Source organism: Nonomuraea sp. NPDC049421, from assembly GCF_040677005.1.
Lineage (GTDB): Bacteria > Actinomycetota > Actinomycetes > Streptosporangiales > Streptosporangiaceae > Nonomuraea > Nonomuraea salmonea.
In genome coordinates this window covers 24,646-39,506 of the sequence record NZ_JBFAQA010000052.1, presented here as the reverse complement: position 1 = coordinate 39,506, position 14,861 = coordinate 24,646, and the positions used below count along the sequence as shown (strand labels likewise).

The window sequence follows — 14,861 nt, the reverse complement described above, 5'->3', positions numbered from 1 at the left end:
GGTCGCGTTCGTCATCTCCGCACTGGGGCGCCTCTACTTGCCCACCCGGCTCAGGGGTTCAACAGTCTCACCCGTCGAGAACGCAACGGCCCTGGCGGTGAACCGGTCACTGCGCGGGCGCGGGCGGTGCACCTGATCCTCGTGACGGAGCACCAGCAACTCGGCATCCTTCGACAGGTCAGAGCGAACCAGCGCCGCCGGCAAAGCCGAACAAGCACCTCACCAACCGGTAGACCAGCGACAGAAGCACCGCGACGGTCGCAGCCGCTGCCCCGATTCATACAGCAAAAGGCGCAGTCAAGAGCGCGAGACCGTATTTACGTGCGGGACACGGTCCGAAGGAACCGGAAACGGCCGCCCTTTGAAGGCGATGATCTGAGAATTATTCATTTCATCGGACGTATCCAAAAGATCTTGTTGAAGCTCACTTCTCGTGGGAGTCTCCCATCGGCAAGCAGTGGCCGACTGCGGCCACTCGGAGGACTTTCCGTAAGTGTCCTATTTACAACGATTCGCCGACCAGTCACCCTATGACCGTGGCCACACCTCACCTCGTTGATCACGGCCGGCGCTGAAAAGTCACCGAGGTTGTCAACCAATGCGACATCGTATCCTGTCGCGCCAACACGTGAGGAGAGGGCATTCCGTATGACGTAGTCACAGGAATTCTGCACGGCCAGCGATCCCAAAATCCGTTATGGCATAACGCCACACAGAAGGAATCACACCGTGAGAATGACGCGACGATTAAAGGCTGCCGTGTGCCTGGCGATGGCCGGTGCAATGCTGGTGGCCGGGGCAGGGACGGCGTCCGCCGATCCTGGGGTCACCCCGGCGGACGTGACGCTGAACCTGGACCCGGGCGAATCGACGACGATCGACAAGACCGTCTCTACTCCGGTGGTCCCGCCCAAACCGGATATCGCCTTCCTGATCGACACGACAGGGAGCATGGGCGGGGTCATCTCGAACGTGCAGACCAATGCCAACGCGATCCTGTCCAACGTGGCTTCGGCGCAGCCGGACGCGCAGTTCGCGGTCGCCGAGTACAAGGACGTGGCGGACGCGACGTCGTTCCGGGTGGCCCAGGACCTCACTGACAACGACACCGACGTCACCAACGGTCTCAACTCGCTGGTCGCGTCGGGCGGCGGCGACTTCCCCGAGGACGGCATCAATGGCCTGTTCGAGGTCGCGTCCGGGGCTGTCGACTTCAGGCCGAACAGCTCTCGGATCGTGCTGCTGATCGGGGACGCCCCCAGCCATGATCCCAGCAATGGCCATACGCTGGCGGACGCGATCAGCGCCCTGCAGGCAGCCGACATCACCGTGCTCGCGTTCGACCTGGCCGGGATGGACTCGACCGGGCAAGCGACGGCGATCACCAACGCCACGGGTGGACAGCTGTTCTCCGGCATCGACTCCTCGGAGGTCAGCGACACCGTCCTGGCGGCTCTGATCAACCTGCCGGTCACGGTCACCCACGAGGTGCGCGACTGCGACCCGAACCTGTCGGTGTCCCTGTCCCCGGACAGCCGGACGGTGACCAGCGGCGAGGATGCCACCTTCACCGAGACCGTCTCCATCGGCGCCGAAGCCGTACCGGGAAGCACCATCACCTGCAAGGTGGACTTCCTGCTCAACGGCGTCCTGTCACCAGGCTTCACTGAAACGATCACTGAACACGTCCCGAAGGCGACTCCATCGATCGCCACGACGCCATCGGACACGGTGCCCGCGGGCGGAAAGGTCTCCGACACGGCGACCCTGTCCGGCGGGTACCAACCGACAGGCACCGTCACGTTCCAGCTGTTCGCGCCCGGTGACACCGACTGTGCGACGCCGATCGAGACTCGTACAGGGACGGTGTCCGGCACCGGCACCGCCGCATCCGGCGACGTGACCATCGGCGCGGCCGGCACCTACCGGTGGACCGCCACCTACAGCGGCGACGATCACAACAACTCCGTCACCTCACCGTGCGGCGACGAAGAAGTCATCGTCACGCCGCAGCAGCTCACTGGACGGGCCTACGGCCTGGCCGCTGACGCCTCTCTGGCCGGCATCCAACTGGTCAACATCGCACCCACCCCCGATACCGGCCACATCACCACCACCTCAACCGAAACCACCTCGGTGCCTTGCACCGCCACCCTCAGCGGACTGATCACCGGGCACGCCCTGTGCGCCCAGGTCGCCACCACCGCATTCCCCGGCAAATCCGTGGCCACCGCCTCCATTGACGACACCACCATCGGGATCACCGGCATTCCCGTGATCACCGTCAAGACCATCAACTCCAGCTCCACCACCACCTGCGCCGGATCCAGCGGAACCACCACGATCGCCTTCCTCAAGGTCGGCAACACGGTGGTCATCGCAGAACCTACCGAGATAGCACCCAACACCACCGTCAACGTCGGCGTCGTCAAGCTCGTCCTCAATGAGCAGATCCCCTTCACCACCCCCGACACAGGCCTGACCGTCAACGCCGTCCACATCACCGTCAACGCCCTCGGCCTGGCCAAGACCAACGTCGTCCTGGCCTCCTCCGAAAGCGACATCGGCAACTGCCCATAACCAACCCACCTGACCAAACCCCGGGACCGGGCGGAACACCATGGCTCCGCCCGGCCTCATTCAGGCTTCAGGCCCCCGTGGCTGTTTCTGCTCCACATAGGCAGTCTCGCCACTGCCGGCCACCGGCCGGGCCGAAACCAGAATGTCACTGGAGTGCTAGAGGTGAGAGCCTCCGGCGGACGGTAGTCCACCGTGAGAGAAACTGCGCCGATCAGCGACACGACAACCCAATGTCGTCGTGGGTGGTGAACGTGGTGCAGACGTCATAAACCACGGAAAAGTCCATTGTCAAGTGTTCTACTCCCTGGGCCGTATAGTCGCGCTCCATCATGCCATTCACCGCAGATCCCCATGACGACCAGGCAGTACGGACGTTCAATAGCACAGAGTCTCAGTGGAAGAAATCGCACGCCAAGGTCCTGAGCCTGAATCCACGGCTTGAAAGGTCATGCATGTGCTGTGAAATGAGGCAAGGTGCCCTCTGCCCAGGGATGATTGAGATTCTTCACTTGCGCAGCGTTCCTGGGCGGGCACGCCGGTGACGGTACGCCGACCTTCCACCGATTCGGTGACAGGCGTCGCGGACGTGCGGCTCGTGAGCCGGCCGACTGCGCGTCCAGATCCCGCAGCCAGTGGCCTCAACCTCGGGCGGGCGTGCGGAACACCTGGTGGTTGTGCCAGCCGATGTGGTCCTGCTCGACTTGATCCAGGCCCGGCTGGGACTGTCGGGCGGGCCTGCCCGCCAGGAAGAGCACCATGTCCCGGGACGACTGCGAGCGGCCGACGAACCTGGCCGAGACGGCGATGGTGCGCTCCGCGGTCAGTCCGATGACGCCCTTGTCGAACAATTTGTGATGAATGGCGCACAGGTACAGCCCGTTCGCCACGTCGTCGGGCCCATCGAAGGCCCACCAGCGCACGTGCGCGGCGTCCAGGCCCACCACCGCCCCGCCCAGCCAGCCGTCGTAAGCGCAGAACGCGCAGCAGTACTCGTACGCCATGAGCACCCGGTCACGAAACCCCCGGTCGCGCTGCCTCTTGATCTCCGTGACGGTTTCCAGCGTCTCCAGGTCCAGGCCCGCCAGCAGGCACAGGTCATTGTGCAGAGACGGCGCGAAGTTGGCATCCAGGAGGTAGCGGACCATCCGCCCCAGCAGACCGGACTCCTCCGCCAGCGCGCGAACCAGGTCGGGATGCAGACGGCCGACGGCCTGGCTCCCGCGCAGGCGGCCGAGCTCCGGGCCCGGGCTGCCGGAGCCGTGGCGGGTGTCGCGGCGGGGCTGGTGGCGGCGCTGGCGGTGGCAGCCGGGGTGACCCTGACGGCGCTCGGGGCGAGCCCGGAGCGCGGGAGGGGCGAGGAAAGCGTCGCGGTGCCAGTTCTGTGAGGGAACCCTCGCCGCCGCGGCCTCCCGGGCCTCTTCGCCCGGTTCCCAGACCGTCCCGGCCTCGCGTACGTCGAGCAGTTCTTTGCGCCGCGGTTCCAGCTCGCCCGCCCGCAGCGCCTTTCTCAGCTGGTCGGGTGTCGGCGAAGCAGATGGCTTCAGGCTCCGTTTGCCGGTAGGTGCAATACTTGCTGGTCAGGTGCGTGGCTAGTGTTTCGACTGCTTCGCGAGGCAGGACGAGGGACACGGCGGATGTGGGCGAAGTCAGGGACAGGCATGGGCGTCGGCCCGAGCGGGCTGGTCGGCCGGGAGGGCGAGCTCGCCGAGCTTGCGACGTTCCTGGGCATGGCCGGGACGGACGGAGCTGGCCTGCTGCTCACCGGTGATCCGGGCGTGGGGAAGACAGCCCTCCTGGACGCGACCGCCGAGCTGGCGGTGGCGAAGGGAGTGCGGGTCGTCCGCGGGAGCGGTGTCGAGTACGAGACGGACATCAGCTTCGCGGGGCTCCATCAGCTCGTCGGCTCGCTGCCGGACGAGCTCGCTCGTCTGCCGCGTTCCATGCGGGAGGCCCTCGAGGTCGCCCTCGGTCTCGGAGCCGGAGCCGGTCCCGCGCCGAGCCGGATCGCCGTCCTGAACGCGGCGCTGTCCCTGTTCGACGAGGCCGCGAAGGAGCGGCCGTTGCTCCTCGTGGTCGATGACCTTCATGTCGTCGACCAGGCGAGCCGGGCTGCGGTGGGTTTCGTCGCCAGAAGACTGGGGGGCCGCCGCATCGGGCTGCTCGGAGCGCAGCGGGTGGAGTCCGGCGAATCCTTCCGGTCCATCGGTCTGCCGGAGCTCGAGGTCGCGCCGCTGGGTGACGCGGACGCCCTGCGGCTGCTGTCCCGGCGCTTCGCTCACCTCCCCCGCCGGGTTCTTTCGGCCGTGGCGCACGAGGCGCAGGAAAATCCCCTGGCACTGCTCGAGTTCGCCGGGTCCACCGGGGTGTCCGGCGACCGACACGGCCAAGGTGCGGGGTGGGCGAGCGGCCCGGGGCGGGATGTCCGCGTTCTGTACGGCGCCCGCGTCGGACGACTGCCGCGGGGAACGCGCGAGGTACTGCTGCTCGCAGCTCTTGAGGGCTCCGGCGACATCGGCGTCCTCGAGGCGGCCGGCGGGCCGGGCAGCCTTGAGGAACTCGCTCCCGCGGAGCGCGACCACCTGGTCATGGTCGCGGAGAACGGCCGCGCGGTGCGCTTCAGGCATCCGCTGGTCAGGACCGCGGTGGTCGACGGTTCCACCGGTGAACAGCGGCGTTGCGCCCACCGCCGGCTGGCCGACGCGCTGGCCGACCAGCCCGAGCGGCGCGGTGATCACCTCGCGAGAGCCACGACGGCGCCCGACGAGGCGGTCGCCGCCGTCGTGGAGTCGGCGGCCCGGAGCAGCCTGCGGCGCGGTGACGCCGACGGCGCGATCGCGAGATTGCGGCGCGCGGCCGAGGAGCCCCGACCGAGCGGACCGCAGGCACCGCCTGTCGCAGGCCGCCTATGCCGCCGCCTGGGTCGCGGGCCATCTGGAGGTCAGCCACGAGATCATGCGTGAGGTCGAGGTCGATCCGGCGGCCCGGTCGCTCTCGGCGGCCGCGACGGCCGGCTTCCTGGTGCTCGTCACGGAAGGCGACGCCGATACGGCCCACGCACTCCTGATGGAGGCGGTCGAGCAGGCCCCGGTGATGCCCACAGTGCCGCCTGAGGAGTTGGAGACCGCGCTGTTCACCCTCACCCTCGCCAGCCAGTACTCGGGCCGGCCCGAGCACTGGCAGCCTCTGGTCGACGTGCTCGCCCGGTCCCCCGAGGCGGCGCCCGCCGCCGCGGCGTCGCTGGGGCGCGTCCACCACGACCTCGGCTCCGTCACCGACGGCATGCTGCGCCGCCTGGACGAGGAGATCGCGCGGCTGAGGGACGAGAGTGACGCCGACGTGGTCATCCGCACCGCCCTGACCGCCTCGTACATCGACCGGCTTCCGGGCTGTCGCGAGGCCGTGTGCCGGGTCATACGCGACGGCGGCGCGGTGGGATCGAGCATGCCGGCCCTGATGTTCGTCGCCCTGGACGACCTGTACGCCGGCCGGTGGCAGGCGTCGGCCGGCGCCGCGGACGAGCTCATCGCCCTGTCCGAGGAGATGGGGTACCACCTGTTCGCCCAGGTGGGGCACTATGTCGCCGCGATGGCCGCGGCCCAGCGCGGCGCCCTCGACGCCTGCCGGGAGCACTGCGAGGACATCTGGAGGTGGTCGGCTCCCAGGGGCCTGCGGCGGCTGGAGAACTGCGCCCACCAGGCGGCGGCCCGGGCGGCCCTCGGCGCCGCCGACTTCGAGACGGCGTTCCGGCACGCCACGGCGATCTGCGCCCCGGGTGTGCTGCCGCCGTTCAACCCCGAGGCCGTGTGGTCCGCGCCGGACCTCGTCGAGGCCGCCGTGCGCTCCGGGCGGCACGCGGAGGCGCGACGGCACGCGGACGCGCTGCGCGACGCCGGTGTCGCTCACCTCTCGTCGCGGTTGGCGCTGAGCGCCGCCACGGTCACGGCGATGACATCGGCTGACGAGGACATGGTCAGACGCTTCGAGGAGGCACTCGGGCTGCCGGGCGTCGAGCAGTGGCCCTTCGAGGTCGGCCGTGCTCATCTGGCGTACGGCGAGAGGCTGCGCCGTCAGGGGCTCAACCGCGAGGCCCGGGTGCAGCTGGCCGCCGCCCGCGGCCGCTTCGAGGAGCTCGGGGCCCGTTCGTGGGAGGCCCGGGCCGCGGCGGAGCTCCGCGCCACCGGGATGACGCGGGCCGGCCGGGGCAAGGCAGGCGAGGCCCTCACACCGCAGGAGCTGCAGGTCGCCAGGCTGGCGGCGACAGGGCTGTCGAACCCGCAGATCGCGTCGCGTCTGTTCCTTTCGCCGCGGACCGTGTCGTCGCATCTCTACCATGTGTTCCCGAAGCTGGGGATCACGTCGCGGGCCGAGCTCCGCGACGCTCTGGAGGCGCTGCCTCCCGAACCTCCGGCCACCCGGCCGTGACAGCTACCGGTCGGGTCTCAGCACCGCCACGGTGCTGACGTAAGCGAGCCGTCGGCCGGATGTCAGTCAGCTGACGGAGGCTGTCGGCACGGTGGCCGAGCCATTCTCGTGGAGACATCGAATCCGCCCGGTACCCGGGCGAGACCACGAGGAGCGGACCATGCCGTTCGTCACCACCGGCGACGGAGTCGAGATCTTCTACAAGGACTGGGGCTCGGGCCGGCCGGTCATGTTCCACCACGGCTGGCCGCTGAGCTCGGACGCCTGGGACGCCCAGTTGCTGTTCCTCGTCCGGCGGGGCTACCGCGTCGTCGCCCACGACCGCCGCGGGCACGGGCGCTCCGCCCAGGTCGGCCACGGGCACGACATGGACCACTACGCGGCGGACGCCGCCGCCGTGGTGGCGCACCTCGGCTTGGGCGACGTCGTCCACGTCGGCCACTGCTCCGGTGGCGGAGAGGTCGCCCGGTACGTCGCCAGGCATGGTGCCGGCCGGGTTGCCAAGGCCGTCCTCATCGCGGCGGTCCCGCCACTCATGATCCGAACGGAATCCAACCCCGCAGGGCTGCCGGTGGAGGTATTCGACGGCTTCCGCGAGGGCGTGGCCACCGACCGCTCCCAGTTCTACCTCGACATCGCCTCCGGGCCGTTCTACGGGTTCAACCGTCCGGGCGCGGACGTCTCCGAGGGCATCATCCAGAACTGGTGGCGCCAGGGAATGGCCGGCAGCGCGCAGGCGCACCACGAGGGGATCAGAGCGTTCTCGGAGACGGACTTCACCGACGACCTCCGGGCGATCGACGTGCCCACACTCCTCCTGCACGGCGACGACGACCAGATCGTCCCGATCGCCGGCTCCGCCCGGTCGGCGGTCACGCTGGTCGAGCACGCGGACCTGAAGGTCCACCCGGGCCTGTCGCACGGCATGTGCACCGTCAACGCCGACACCGTCAACGCCGATCTCCTCGATTTCGTCAGGAGCTGACCCGGCTCGGTACCGACACACAGCCCGTCAGCACGGAACACAACACGGAACAGAAAAGGAATCACCATGACCGCAACGCCCACCGGCTACGTGACCGTCGTCTGGGACGCGAAGGCGAAGGCGGGCAGGGAAGACGACCTCAAGGCGTTCATCACCGCCGCCGTCACCCCCTCGCGCAACGACCCCGGCAACATCGACTACGAGGCCCACGTAGTCGAGGGCCGGCCCGGCGAGTTCGTCATCTACGAACGCTGGGAGACACGCGCCCACCTCGACGCACACCTCGCCGCGCCCCGGATGCGGGAACTCGTCCCGCAGATGCTCGAACTGATCGACGGTTCCATCGAGGACGGCATCCGCCTGCTGCGCCCGTTCCGCCCCGCCCACTAGAGCCCGCCCACCAGAGCAGGACGCCCGCCCGGCGTCGACGCCGACGCCGGGCGGGACGCACCGCAGCGAACCCAATCCCGCGGGTGCTCCCGGTAACCGCTTGCCGGAGGCACCCGCTCCGACGACACACGTAGGAGAGACACGACATGACCACCACATTGATCACCGGCGGCAACAGGGGCCTCGGCCGCGAGATCGCGCGCCGGCTCATCCAGGCGGGCCAGACGGTCTGGATCGGAGACCGGGACGCCGGGAAGGGACGCAAGGCCGCCGACCAGCTCGGCGCCGGTTTCGTCCAGATGGACGTGACCGACGACGCGTCGGTCGGCGCGGCGGTCGAGACGCTGCGCGCACGGGTCGGCCACCTGGACATTCTCATCAACAACGCCGGGATCCTCGGCGAAGTGACCGCACCCGAGGACATGACGGCCGACCATATCCGCCACGTCTACGAAACCAACGTCTTCGGCCTGGTGCGCGTCACGCACGCGTTCCTGCCCCTGCTGCGGAAGGCAGCCGCCCCGTCCGTCGTCAACGTCACCAGCGGCATGGGGTCGTTCACGCTGACCCACGACCCGGAGCGGGTCGAGTCGCAATACTCGCTCGCCGCCTACGGCTCGTCGAAGACCGCGGTCACCATGCTGACCATGCAGTACGCAAGGACGATCCCCGACGTCAGCTTCAACGCGGTGGACCCCGGCCAGACCGCCACCGAGTTCACCGGCTACATCGGGCAGAGCGTCGAGGAGGGCGCGGAGGCGGCGGTGCGTATCGCCACCCTGGGGCCCGACACGCCCACAGGCACGGTGACCGACCGCGCCGGCGTACTCCCCTGGTGACGGCAGACCCGACCCCGCGACAGTCCTGGCAACCACACCCGACCCGGCGCAACGGTGAGGGCCGACGGGCCGCCGCCTTCACCCTGATGGCCAAGCAACGCGGCGACGTATCCCTGGTCCAGCAGGTCCCCTTCTACCCGGTCACCGACGCCGCCTTCGACACCGGTTCCTACCACCAGTTCGCAGAAGGCGACTTCCTGCGCTGCGACGGCATGCAGTGGTTCTGGGACCAGTACACGACGGACCGGACCGGGCGGCCGCGGATCACCGCCTCACCGCTGCGCGCCACCACCGAACAGCTCACCGGACTGCCTGCTCGCGCTCCACGGCACTGAAGGAGCCGGGCAGGTGAACCACGCACCCGCATCCGAAGAGCGGGAACGCCTTCCACAGTCCTCACCGCAGGTATCGTCTTGACCAGCACAAACGCCCATCAACGATAGATGACGGGAACTCCTCATCGAGGAGCTGGATACACATTGAGCACCACCCTTATATCGCCCATCAGCGGACATGTTGGACTCGAAACGACTGGAGCTCTCCTAAAGCGGGTGCCGCAGGTTCGAATCCTGCCGGGGGCACTCACCTAGATCGCCATATACGACCCCTGACCTGCGGTTTCACAGCCGCAGGTCTTTCGTTTTGCGACCTTGATAGGCAACCGACGGTGCCAGCATGCAGCCGTAAGACCATGATCGGGGGATATGCGCGGGATGATCTTGAATGCGTTTCCCCAGGTCAAACCGGGATTGCGGGCCATCCGAGCGTCCGGCGACCCGCTCAGGGCCCCCGGTACCGGACAACGACAGCCCCTGATCGCGCCAAACACGTGCGTAACTCCCACTTGTGATGCGAGGTCTACCGGCACCGCGAAGGGGCGGCACCGGATGACGGGCGAGACGTGCTCGCCGCCGGCGCGCAAGGCATCCGGTCCTACCTCCTGGCCCGCCACGACGGGCCGGACGCCGACCAGCGATCGATCGCTCGGCAGGCTGCCTCGCACGGGTAAAGTATGATCACTGGCGCGCACGGGACAACCACTCACATCGGCTTGCGGTCGTCGTGGGCGGGGCTGGTGCTGAAAAGCGATTCAAGCTGGTCGTATCGGCGGTCAGCGACGGTCAGGAACGCCGCCACCATCTCAGGATCAAAGGACGCCCCCGATTCCTGACTCATGACCTGGAGAGCCTCTTCGATGCTCCTCGCCGCCCGGTAAGCACGTCCAGTGGCCACCGCGTCGAACACATCGGCCACGGCGACGACGCGAGCACTCTTCGGGATCTCCCTGCCCGCCAAGCCCCTGGGATAGCCGTGACCGTCGAACCGTTCGTGATGGTGAAGAATGCCGTCCAGAGCGGCGCCGGTCAGAAGGATTCGAGCCGATGGTTGAAAGAGGTCGTCGAACAGTTCCACCAGTCCCGCGACGATGCTCACGCCACAGCTCGTGTGCGATTGGATCAGCGCGTATTCCTCCTGGGTGAGAGCCCCCTCTTTGTGCAGGACAGTGCCAGGGACGGCAAGCTTGCCGATGTCGTGAAACAGCCCAGCCAGACGTACGCCCTCCAACGCCTCAGAGCCCATTCCCACCTGGTTGCCGATCATGGCGGCCAGCCTGGAGATGCGTTCGCTGTGCCGGCGCGTCTGGGGGCTCTTGACATCCAGCGCCGTCATCAGCATTTCGGCCAGATCATCGACGGTCACTTCGCCGTCGAACCGCTCCGGTGACCGGACCGTGGCGAAGCGGCCGGCGTTGGCCCAAGCCCGCCACAGTGCGGGCGCCTCCTGCGGGCGTCCCTGCGCGACCAGCAGGCCAGCCATCCGGACGGCGGCCGCTCTGTCGCCGGGGTCCGCGTCGGCCCGCCTCCATGTGAGTTCCTGTTCTGCTCGGTTCTGTTCGTCGAGAAGGCCGGCCAGCGTCGTTCTTGCGGAGTCCTCGCCCGCATCGGCCCGGGCGCGCCACAGCGCCAGCGCGTCATCCGTTCGACCTTGTCCGACCAGAAGCGCGGACAAAAGCCCGGTCGCCTGCCCATCACCAGAGCGCATGGCGTGCTGGTACAGAGCCCGAGCATCCTCGTACAGGAGGCGATGTTGGGCGGCGTGACCGACGCGGGTCTGGTCACCGGGGTCGGTGAGATGGTCGACCAGTGCCTGCCAGCAGGTACGCGGCACCTCCGCCAGGCGGCGCTGCTGTCCGGCACGTTGCTGAAGGTAGTCGGCAACCTGGTAACCGGTGATCTGTCCCATGGTGGCGGAGCCGGCGACCGGGGCGAGGGCGGCTGCGGCGCCGTTCAACGTCCCGGTCGCGTACGCGAGGGCGTTCTCGAACCAATCGGGTGGGGCTGCGGCGCGCTGGCGGACGTCGCAATACCCGGGCGCCGCGGCGCGCAACAGGTCGGCGCTGAGCGGGGACACGACGCCGAGGCGCGTGGCGTCGATGGCGGCGTTCAGCACGGCGGCGGCGTAGGGGTCCGCGCCGCGCCATCGATTCACCAGTTGTGGAGCCGCGGCGATGATCTGAGTGAGCCCGTAATCCCCGGATCGCAGGGCCAAGGCGATCCGCTGGTCCCCGGAAGTCGCCACGGCTTCGGCGCGCTCGCGCTCCGCGGCGCTGAAGGAGCCCGGCAGATGAACCACGTCGGCCAGGCCGAGCAGTTGCCGTTCAGCGGCGTACAGGTCCGGCTGCCCTGGGCCAGGCATCGCCGTGTAGGCCATATAGCGCTCGGGCCAGATGGTCGCGACCAGTACCACGCCTGACTGCAGCAGGACGCGGACGGTGGCTGCGCTCAAGCCGGCCGAGCCGCCCACGTACCGTTGCAGCTCGTCCAGCCATATGACCAAGCGTGCGGTCGTCTGCTCGGCAGCCTGACGGACCTGCCCGGCATCAGCGGGATGGAGCAGCCACCAGTGCGGTAACACCGCTCGGATCGCCTCGTACGCACTTCGGGACTTACCCACCGACGACTCGCCGACCAACACCACCATGCCGCCCCGGCCGGCAGCCCTGGCCAGCAGATCCCGGACTCCCCGCGGGGCGGTATCGGTGTCGCGAAGAATGTAGGCAGGAAGGTCGCCGGTCGCCCCCGGAGCGTCGATCGCGGCATGCACACCCAGCAGCCGCGGGTCGGCCTGCGCCACCCGGATCAGGTCGGCAGTGCCAGGGGCGTCGGCGGTGAGCGCGCGTTCCCGCGCTGCTTGCCACGCCCTCCACTGCTCGCGGGGAACCGCGCAGGCACGCAGGAACACCTCCAGAGTCTCCCGGCTGGCCCTGCCCTTGTTGAGCAGATCCGACAACGTCGAACTCGGCAACCCTTCTTTCGGCCGGTTACCAGGATTGGCTGCTTTGTCGAGGTCGGCATATGAGCGGCCCGCCCGTAAGACACGTAGCGCGGCTATCAGCTCGGGGACAGTGTGCACCTGGCTGGGATCTGGCATCTCAACGTGCACCAGTGACACTCCTCCCCATCCTGACATCACCATCCAGCCGCAGAGCCCTTCGCCCACCGACTCGGATGGCACCGGACCCGGCTCCACCCCCATCGTCAGCGCAGCCCCAGTAGCCGTCCAGCCTGCACGCCCGGTCCGCCCTGCGCGGTGGCGCCTCCGGCATGTTCCGAATCCGATGCCGGACCCTCAGCCTGCGCTGACCATGAGAGCCACCAACGCCTAACTCGGAGGAACCCCATGGAGCTTTTCGTAGACCTCATCCCACTGGCCATCGCCGCCCTCAATCTGGCCACCGCCCTCATCAACCGCAAAAGGCGCATACCAACACCGACACCCGGCCCACGAGAAAGACGAAGACATCATCTACTGCACCCACCTGACACCTGCTGCTCTCACAGATCCGACACGAGACAGAGCGCGACCCCATCCCGATCACCAGCAGCACGGCGCCACACAAACATGACCAGCGGCCAACGTTCCCGCCCGCAGGAGTCCTGAGGCAATAGTCCGGTTGTGGACTGCTGCTGATCTGACCCGATGAAGGCGAGGACGGCGCTTAGCAATCGTGATCAACTTCTGGCACGTCTGCATCTGCCGTACTCTCCGGTGGCTTGACCGGAAGTAACCACTCCTCCAGATCACCGTCTTGTGCCGAACGTTCAATCACCTCCATCCACGCCCTACGGAGGTCATTGATGCGTGAGCTGAATTGTTCAAGCTTTTTCGCTAGAGAAGGATCGAGCCGCTCGGGCTTCGCGCGGAGCGCCTCAAGAATCAAGTGGTCCCGTTCGTCCAATCGTCGAACACCAGATACGAAGAGAGAGGCTGCCATTATTCCAATAAACGCCGCTGTCAGCGGGTGCACTATAAGTGCTACAGGAATGGAGATAGCCAGCAATGGAGTAGCCACTCCTACACGTAATTCCGCCTCTGCATCCAATCGATCATAGGCGTTGTAAACGTCAGGTTCTGCCCCGAGTAGTCGTGCTGGCGTAAGCCGCATCTCCTCATGGATCAGGTCAATCGCGTGATCGACGAGCTCGAAAGCCCGCGTTGGCAACGACGTCCCTAGCGGAAACTGCGTTGTCGCGTGGTCGGGATGCGTTCTCATCGTACGCAAGTACGTCCACTTGGATGGCCCTCCCACGAGGACACGCTCGATCGGTTTGTCAATATGGTCATCCTGTCTATTTGGCTCGACACTTCCCAGAGAGCGCAGACCGCGCCGGGGGTATAGAGACCAGGCAGCAACCGTCTTTCCTTGCCAGAGCTCGTATCCTGCTGGGAACATAAGCTTGGTTTCCACGATCGCACGAAGCGACATGGTAGACCTTCGCCGCATGTAGCGGAGAGGCCTCGATACCCGAACGGCAAACCACATAGTTCTCGCTACTGAAATCAATCCAACGAGATAAGCTACGAAGCTCAACGTGATGCCTGCCGCAGTCACCCCTGCGGCAGCAGTCACCTGATAGACGTCGGCGATCAAGCCTTGAGCATCCTTCTCCGCTGGCAGATCGCGAGCCCATATGAGCCAAGCGAAAGCCAACCAGATATAGCCGGTTGCGAGAGGTGCGCGTACCTCACGGACTCCTGGGAGGAGATTTGCCAGCACGTCTCGATGCTGCACTTCGCGGCCAGCATCGGCAAGCATCCACCCTTGGAGAGGCCTCGCAGCACCCACGCCTCATCTGCAGCATCCTTGATCATGCCTATCCTTCCGCCTGACCGACAGGCTCGCGCGTCAGGAGAGCCACACCCTTCCGGCTTCCGGGTCAATCGGGCAGCTTGGGCACAACCAGCCCCAACGCGGCAGCCAGGTCGATCATCTTGCGGGGTGTTGAGCACTGCCTGGCCGGGCTGGTTTGGTCGAGTCGGCCGTTACGGGCTTGGAACAGGTATTGCGCGGCGGGATGCCGTCGCAGCTCTTTCGTGCTGAGATCATGGGTGAGGCGATGCGCGGCCTCTACCAAGGCAGGAAACGACGACTGCAGATCCGCAGCCCACTTTTCGACGGCTTCGAGCCAGCTCCGTGTGACGGCGTCGGGCGCCGAGGAGAACCGCGCGATCACCGCAGCCAGTCCTGACCAGGTGAAATGGAGTTGGCTCGGTTTGGTGGACATCTGATCTCTGGGGAACCCTGGTTCCCGGAACGCGAGGCACACGGGCCGGCTCTGGCCGCGCTTGCAGGCAGGCGTCTG

At 67.2% G+C, this 14,861-nt stretch carries 11 protein-coding genes and 1 pseudogene; 8 read left to right on the top strand and 4 right to left on the bottom strand.

What is annotated here, in order from left to right:
• Nucleotides 1-735: 735 nt before the first annotated feature.
• Nucleotides 736-2,580, top strand: a complete 1,845-nt coding sequence (locus AB0K18_RS48565; RefSeq protein WP_364929441.1) for a vWA domain-containing protein — start codon at nt 736-738, stop codon at nt 2,578-2,580.
• 638 nt (nt 2,581-3,218) lie between these two features.
• On the opposite strand, the pseudogene AB0K18_RS48560 reads toward AB0K18_RS48565, so the two are convergent.
• Nucleotides 3,219-3,851: pseudogene (locus AB0K18_RS48560) on the bottom strand (phosphorothioated DNA-binding restriction endonuclease); the annotation flags it as partial.
• Between AB0K18_RS48560 and AB0K18_RS48555 the strand changes: the two are divergent.
• The 7 genes from AB0K18_RS48555 to AB0K18_RS48525 all read left to right on the top strand — a co-directional run bounded on the left by AB0K18_RS48555 (nt 3,774) and on the right by AB0K18_RS48525 (nt 9,551).
• Nucleotides 3,774-3,965, top strand: a complete 192-nt coding sequence (locus AB0K18_RS48555) for a hypothetical protein (protein ID WP_364929438.1) — start codon at nt 3,774-3,776, stop codon at nt 3,963-3,965. The pseudogene AB0K18_RS48560 and the gene AB0K18_RS48555 overlap by 78 nt on opposite strands.
• Nucleotides 3,966-4,238: 273 nt before the next feature.
• Nucleotides 4,239-5,540 (top strand): AAA family ATPase, encoded by a 1,302-nt coding sequence (locus AB0K18_RS48550; protein WP_364929435.1) that lies wholly within the window; start codon nt 4,239-4,241, stop codon nt 5,538-5,540.
• On the top strand, nt 5,533-7,002 hold the full coding sequence (locus tag AB0K18_RS48545) for a helix-turn-helix transcriptional regulator (protein ID WP_364929432.1): 1,470 nt from the start codon (nt 5,533-5,535) through the stop codon (nt 7,000-7,002). The genes AB0K18_RS48550 and AB0K18_RS48545 overlap by 8 nt, the downstream gene beginning before the upstream one ends.
• Nucleotides 7,003-7,162: 160 nt before the next feature.
• Nucleotides 7,163-7,987 (top strand): alpha/beta hydrolase, encoded by an 825-nt coding sequence (locus AB0K18_RS48540; protein ID WP_364929429.1) that lies wholly within the window; start codon nt 7,163-7,165, stop codon nt 7,985-7,987.
• A 66-nt stretch (nt 7,988-8,053) separates the two neighbouring features.
• Nucleotides 8,054-8,377 carry a putative quinol monooxygenase gene (locus AB0K18_RS48535; RefSeq protein WP_364929426.1) on the top strand — a complete coding sequence of 108 codons (324 nt, stop codon included), beginning with the start codon at nt 8,054-8,056 and terminating at the stop codon, nt 8,375-8,377.
• Between the two features lie 146 nt (nt 8,378-8,523).
• The gene (locus AB0K18_RS48530; protein ID WP_364929423.1) at nt 8,524-9,216 is read left to right on the top strand and encodes an SDR family NAD(P)-dependent oxidoreductase; all 693 of its coding nucleotides are present in this window, start codon (nt 8,524-8,526) and stop codon (nt 9,214-9,216) included.
• Entirely contained in the window at nt 9,213-9,551 is a 339-nt protein-coding gene (locus AB0K18_RS48525; protein WP_364929419.1) for an alpha/beta hydrolase fold domain-containing protein, read from the top strand. The genes AB0K18_RS48530 and AB0K18_RS48525 overlap by 4 nt, the downstream gene beginning before the upstream one ends.
• A gap of 706 nt (nt 9,552-10,257) precedes the next feature.
• On the opposite strand, the gene AB0K18_RS48520 is transcribed toward AB0K18_RS48525, so the two are convergent.
• The 3 genes from AB0K18_RS48520 to AB0K18_RS48510 form a co-directional block, all read right to left on the bottom strand.
• Nucleotides 10,258-12,660, bottom strand: coding sequence for an HD-GYP domain-containing protein (locus AB0K18_RS48520; RefSeq protein ID WP_364929416.1), 2,403 nt, complete (start codon nt 12,658-12,660; stop codon nt 10,258-10,260).
• Between the two features lie 556 nt (nt 12,661-13,216).
• Nucleotides 13,217-14,149, bottom strand: coding sequence for a hypothetical protein (locus AB0K18_RS48515; protein ID WP_364929414.1), 933 nt, complete (start codon nt 14,147-14,149; stop codon nt 13,217-13,219).
• Nucleotides 14,150-14,435: 286 nt separating this feature from the next.
• The gene (locus tag AB0K18_RS48510) at nt 14,436-14,783 is read right to left on the bottom strand and encodes a hypothetical protein (RefSeq protein ID WP_364929411.1); all 348 of its coding nucleotides are present in this window, start codon (nt 14,781-14,783) and stop codon (nt 14,436-14,438) included.
• Between the last annotated feature and the right edge of the window lie 78 nt (nt 14,784-14,861).

Coding starts and splice junctions, on each gene's coding strand:
- AB0K18_RS48540 (WP_364929429.1), top strand. CDS start 7,163: ATGCCGTTCGTCACCACCGGCGACGGAGTCGAGATCTTCTACAAGGAC.
- AB0K18_RS48535 (WP_364929426.1), top strand. CDS start 8,054: ATGACCGCAACGCCCACCGGCTACGTGACCGTCGTCTGGGACGCGAAG.
- AB0K18_RS48545 (WP_364929432.1), top strand. CDS start 5,533: ATGCGTGAGGTCGAGGTCGATCCGGCGGCCCGGTCGCTCTCGGCGGCC.
- AB0K18_RS48510 (WP_364929411.1), bottom strand. CDS start 14,783: ATGTCCACCAAACCGAGCCAACTCCATTTCACCTGGTCAGGACTGGCT.
- AB0K18_RS48555 (WP_364929438.1), top strand. CDS start 3,774: ATGCAGACGGCCGACGGCCTGGCTCCCGCGCAGGCGGCCGAGCTCCGG.
- AB0K18_RS48565 (WP_364929441.1), top strand. CDS start 736: ATGACGCGACGATTAAAGGCTGCCGTGTGCCTGGCGATGGCCGGTGCA.
- AB0K18_RS48550 (WP_364929435.1), top strand. CDS start 4,239: ATGGGCGTCGGCCCGAGCGGGCTGGTCGGCCGGGAGGGCGAGCTCGCC.
- AB0K18_RS48530 (WP_364929423.1), top strand. CDS start 8,524: ATGACCACCACATTGATCACCGGCGGCAACAGGGGCCTCGGCCGCGAG.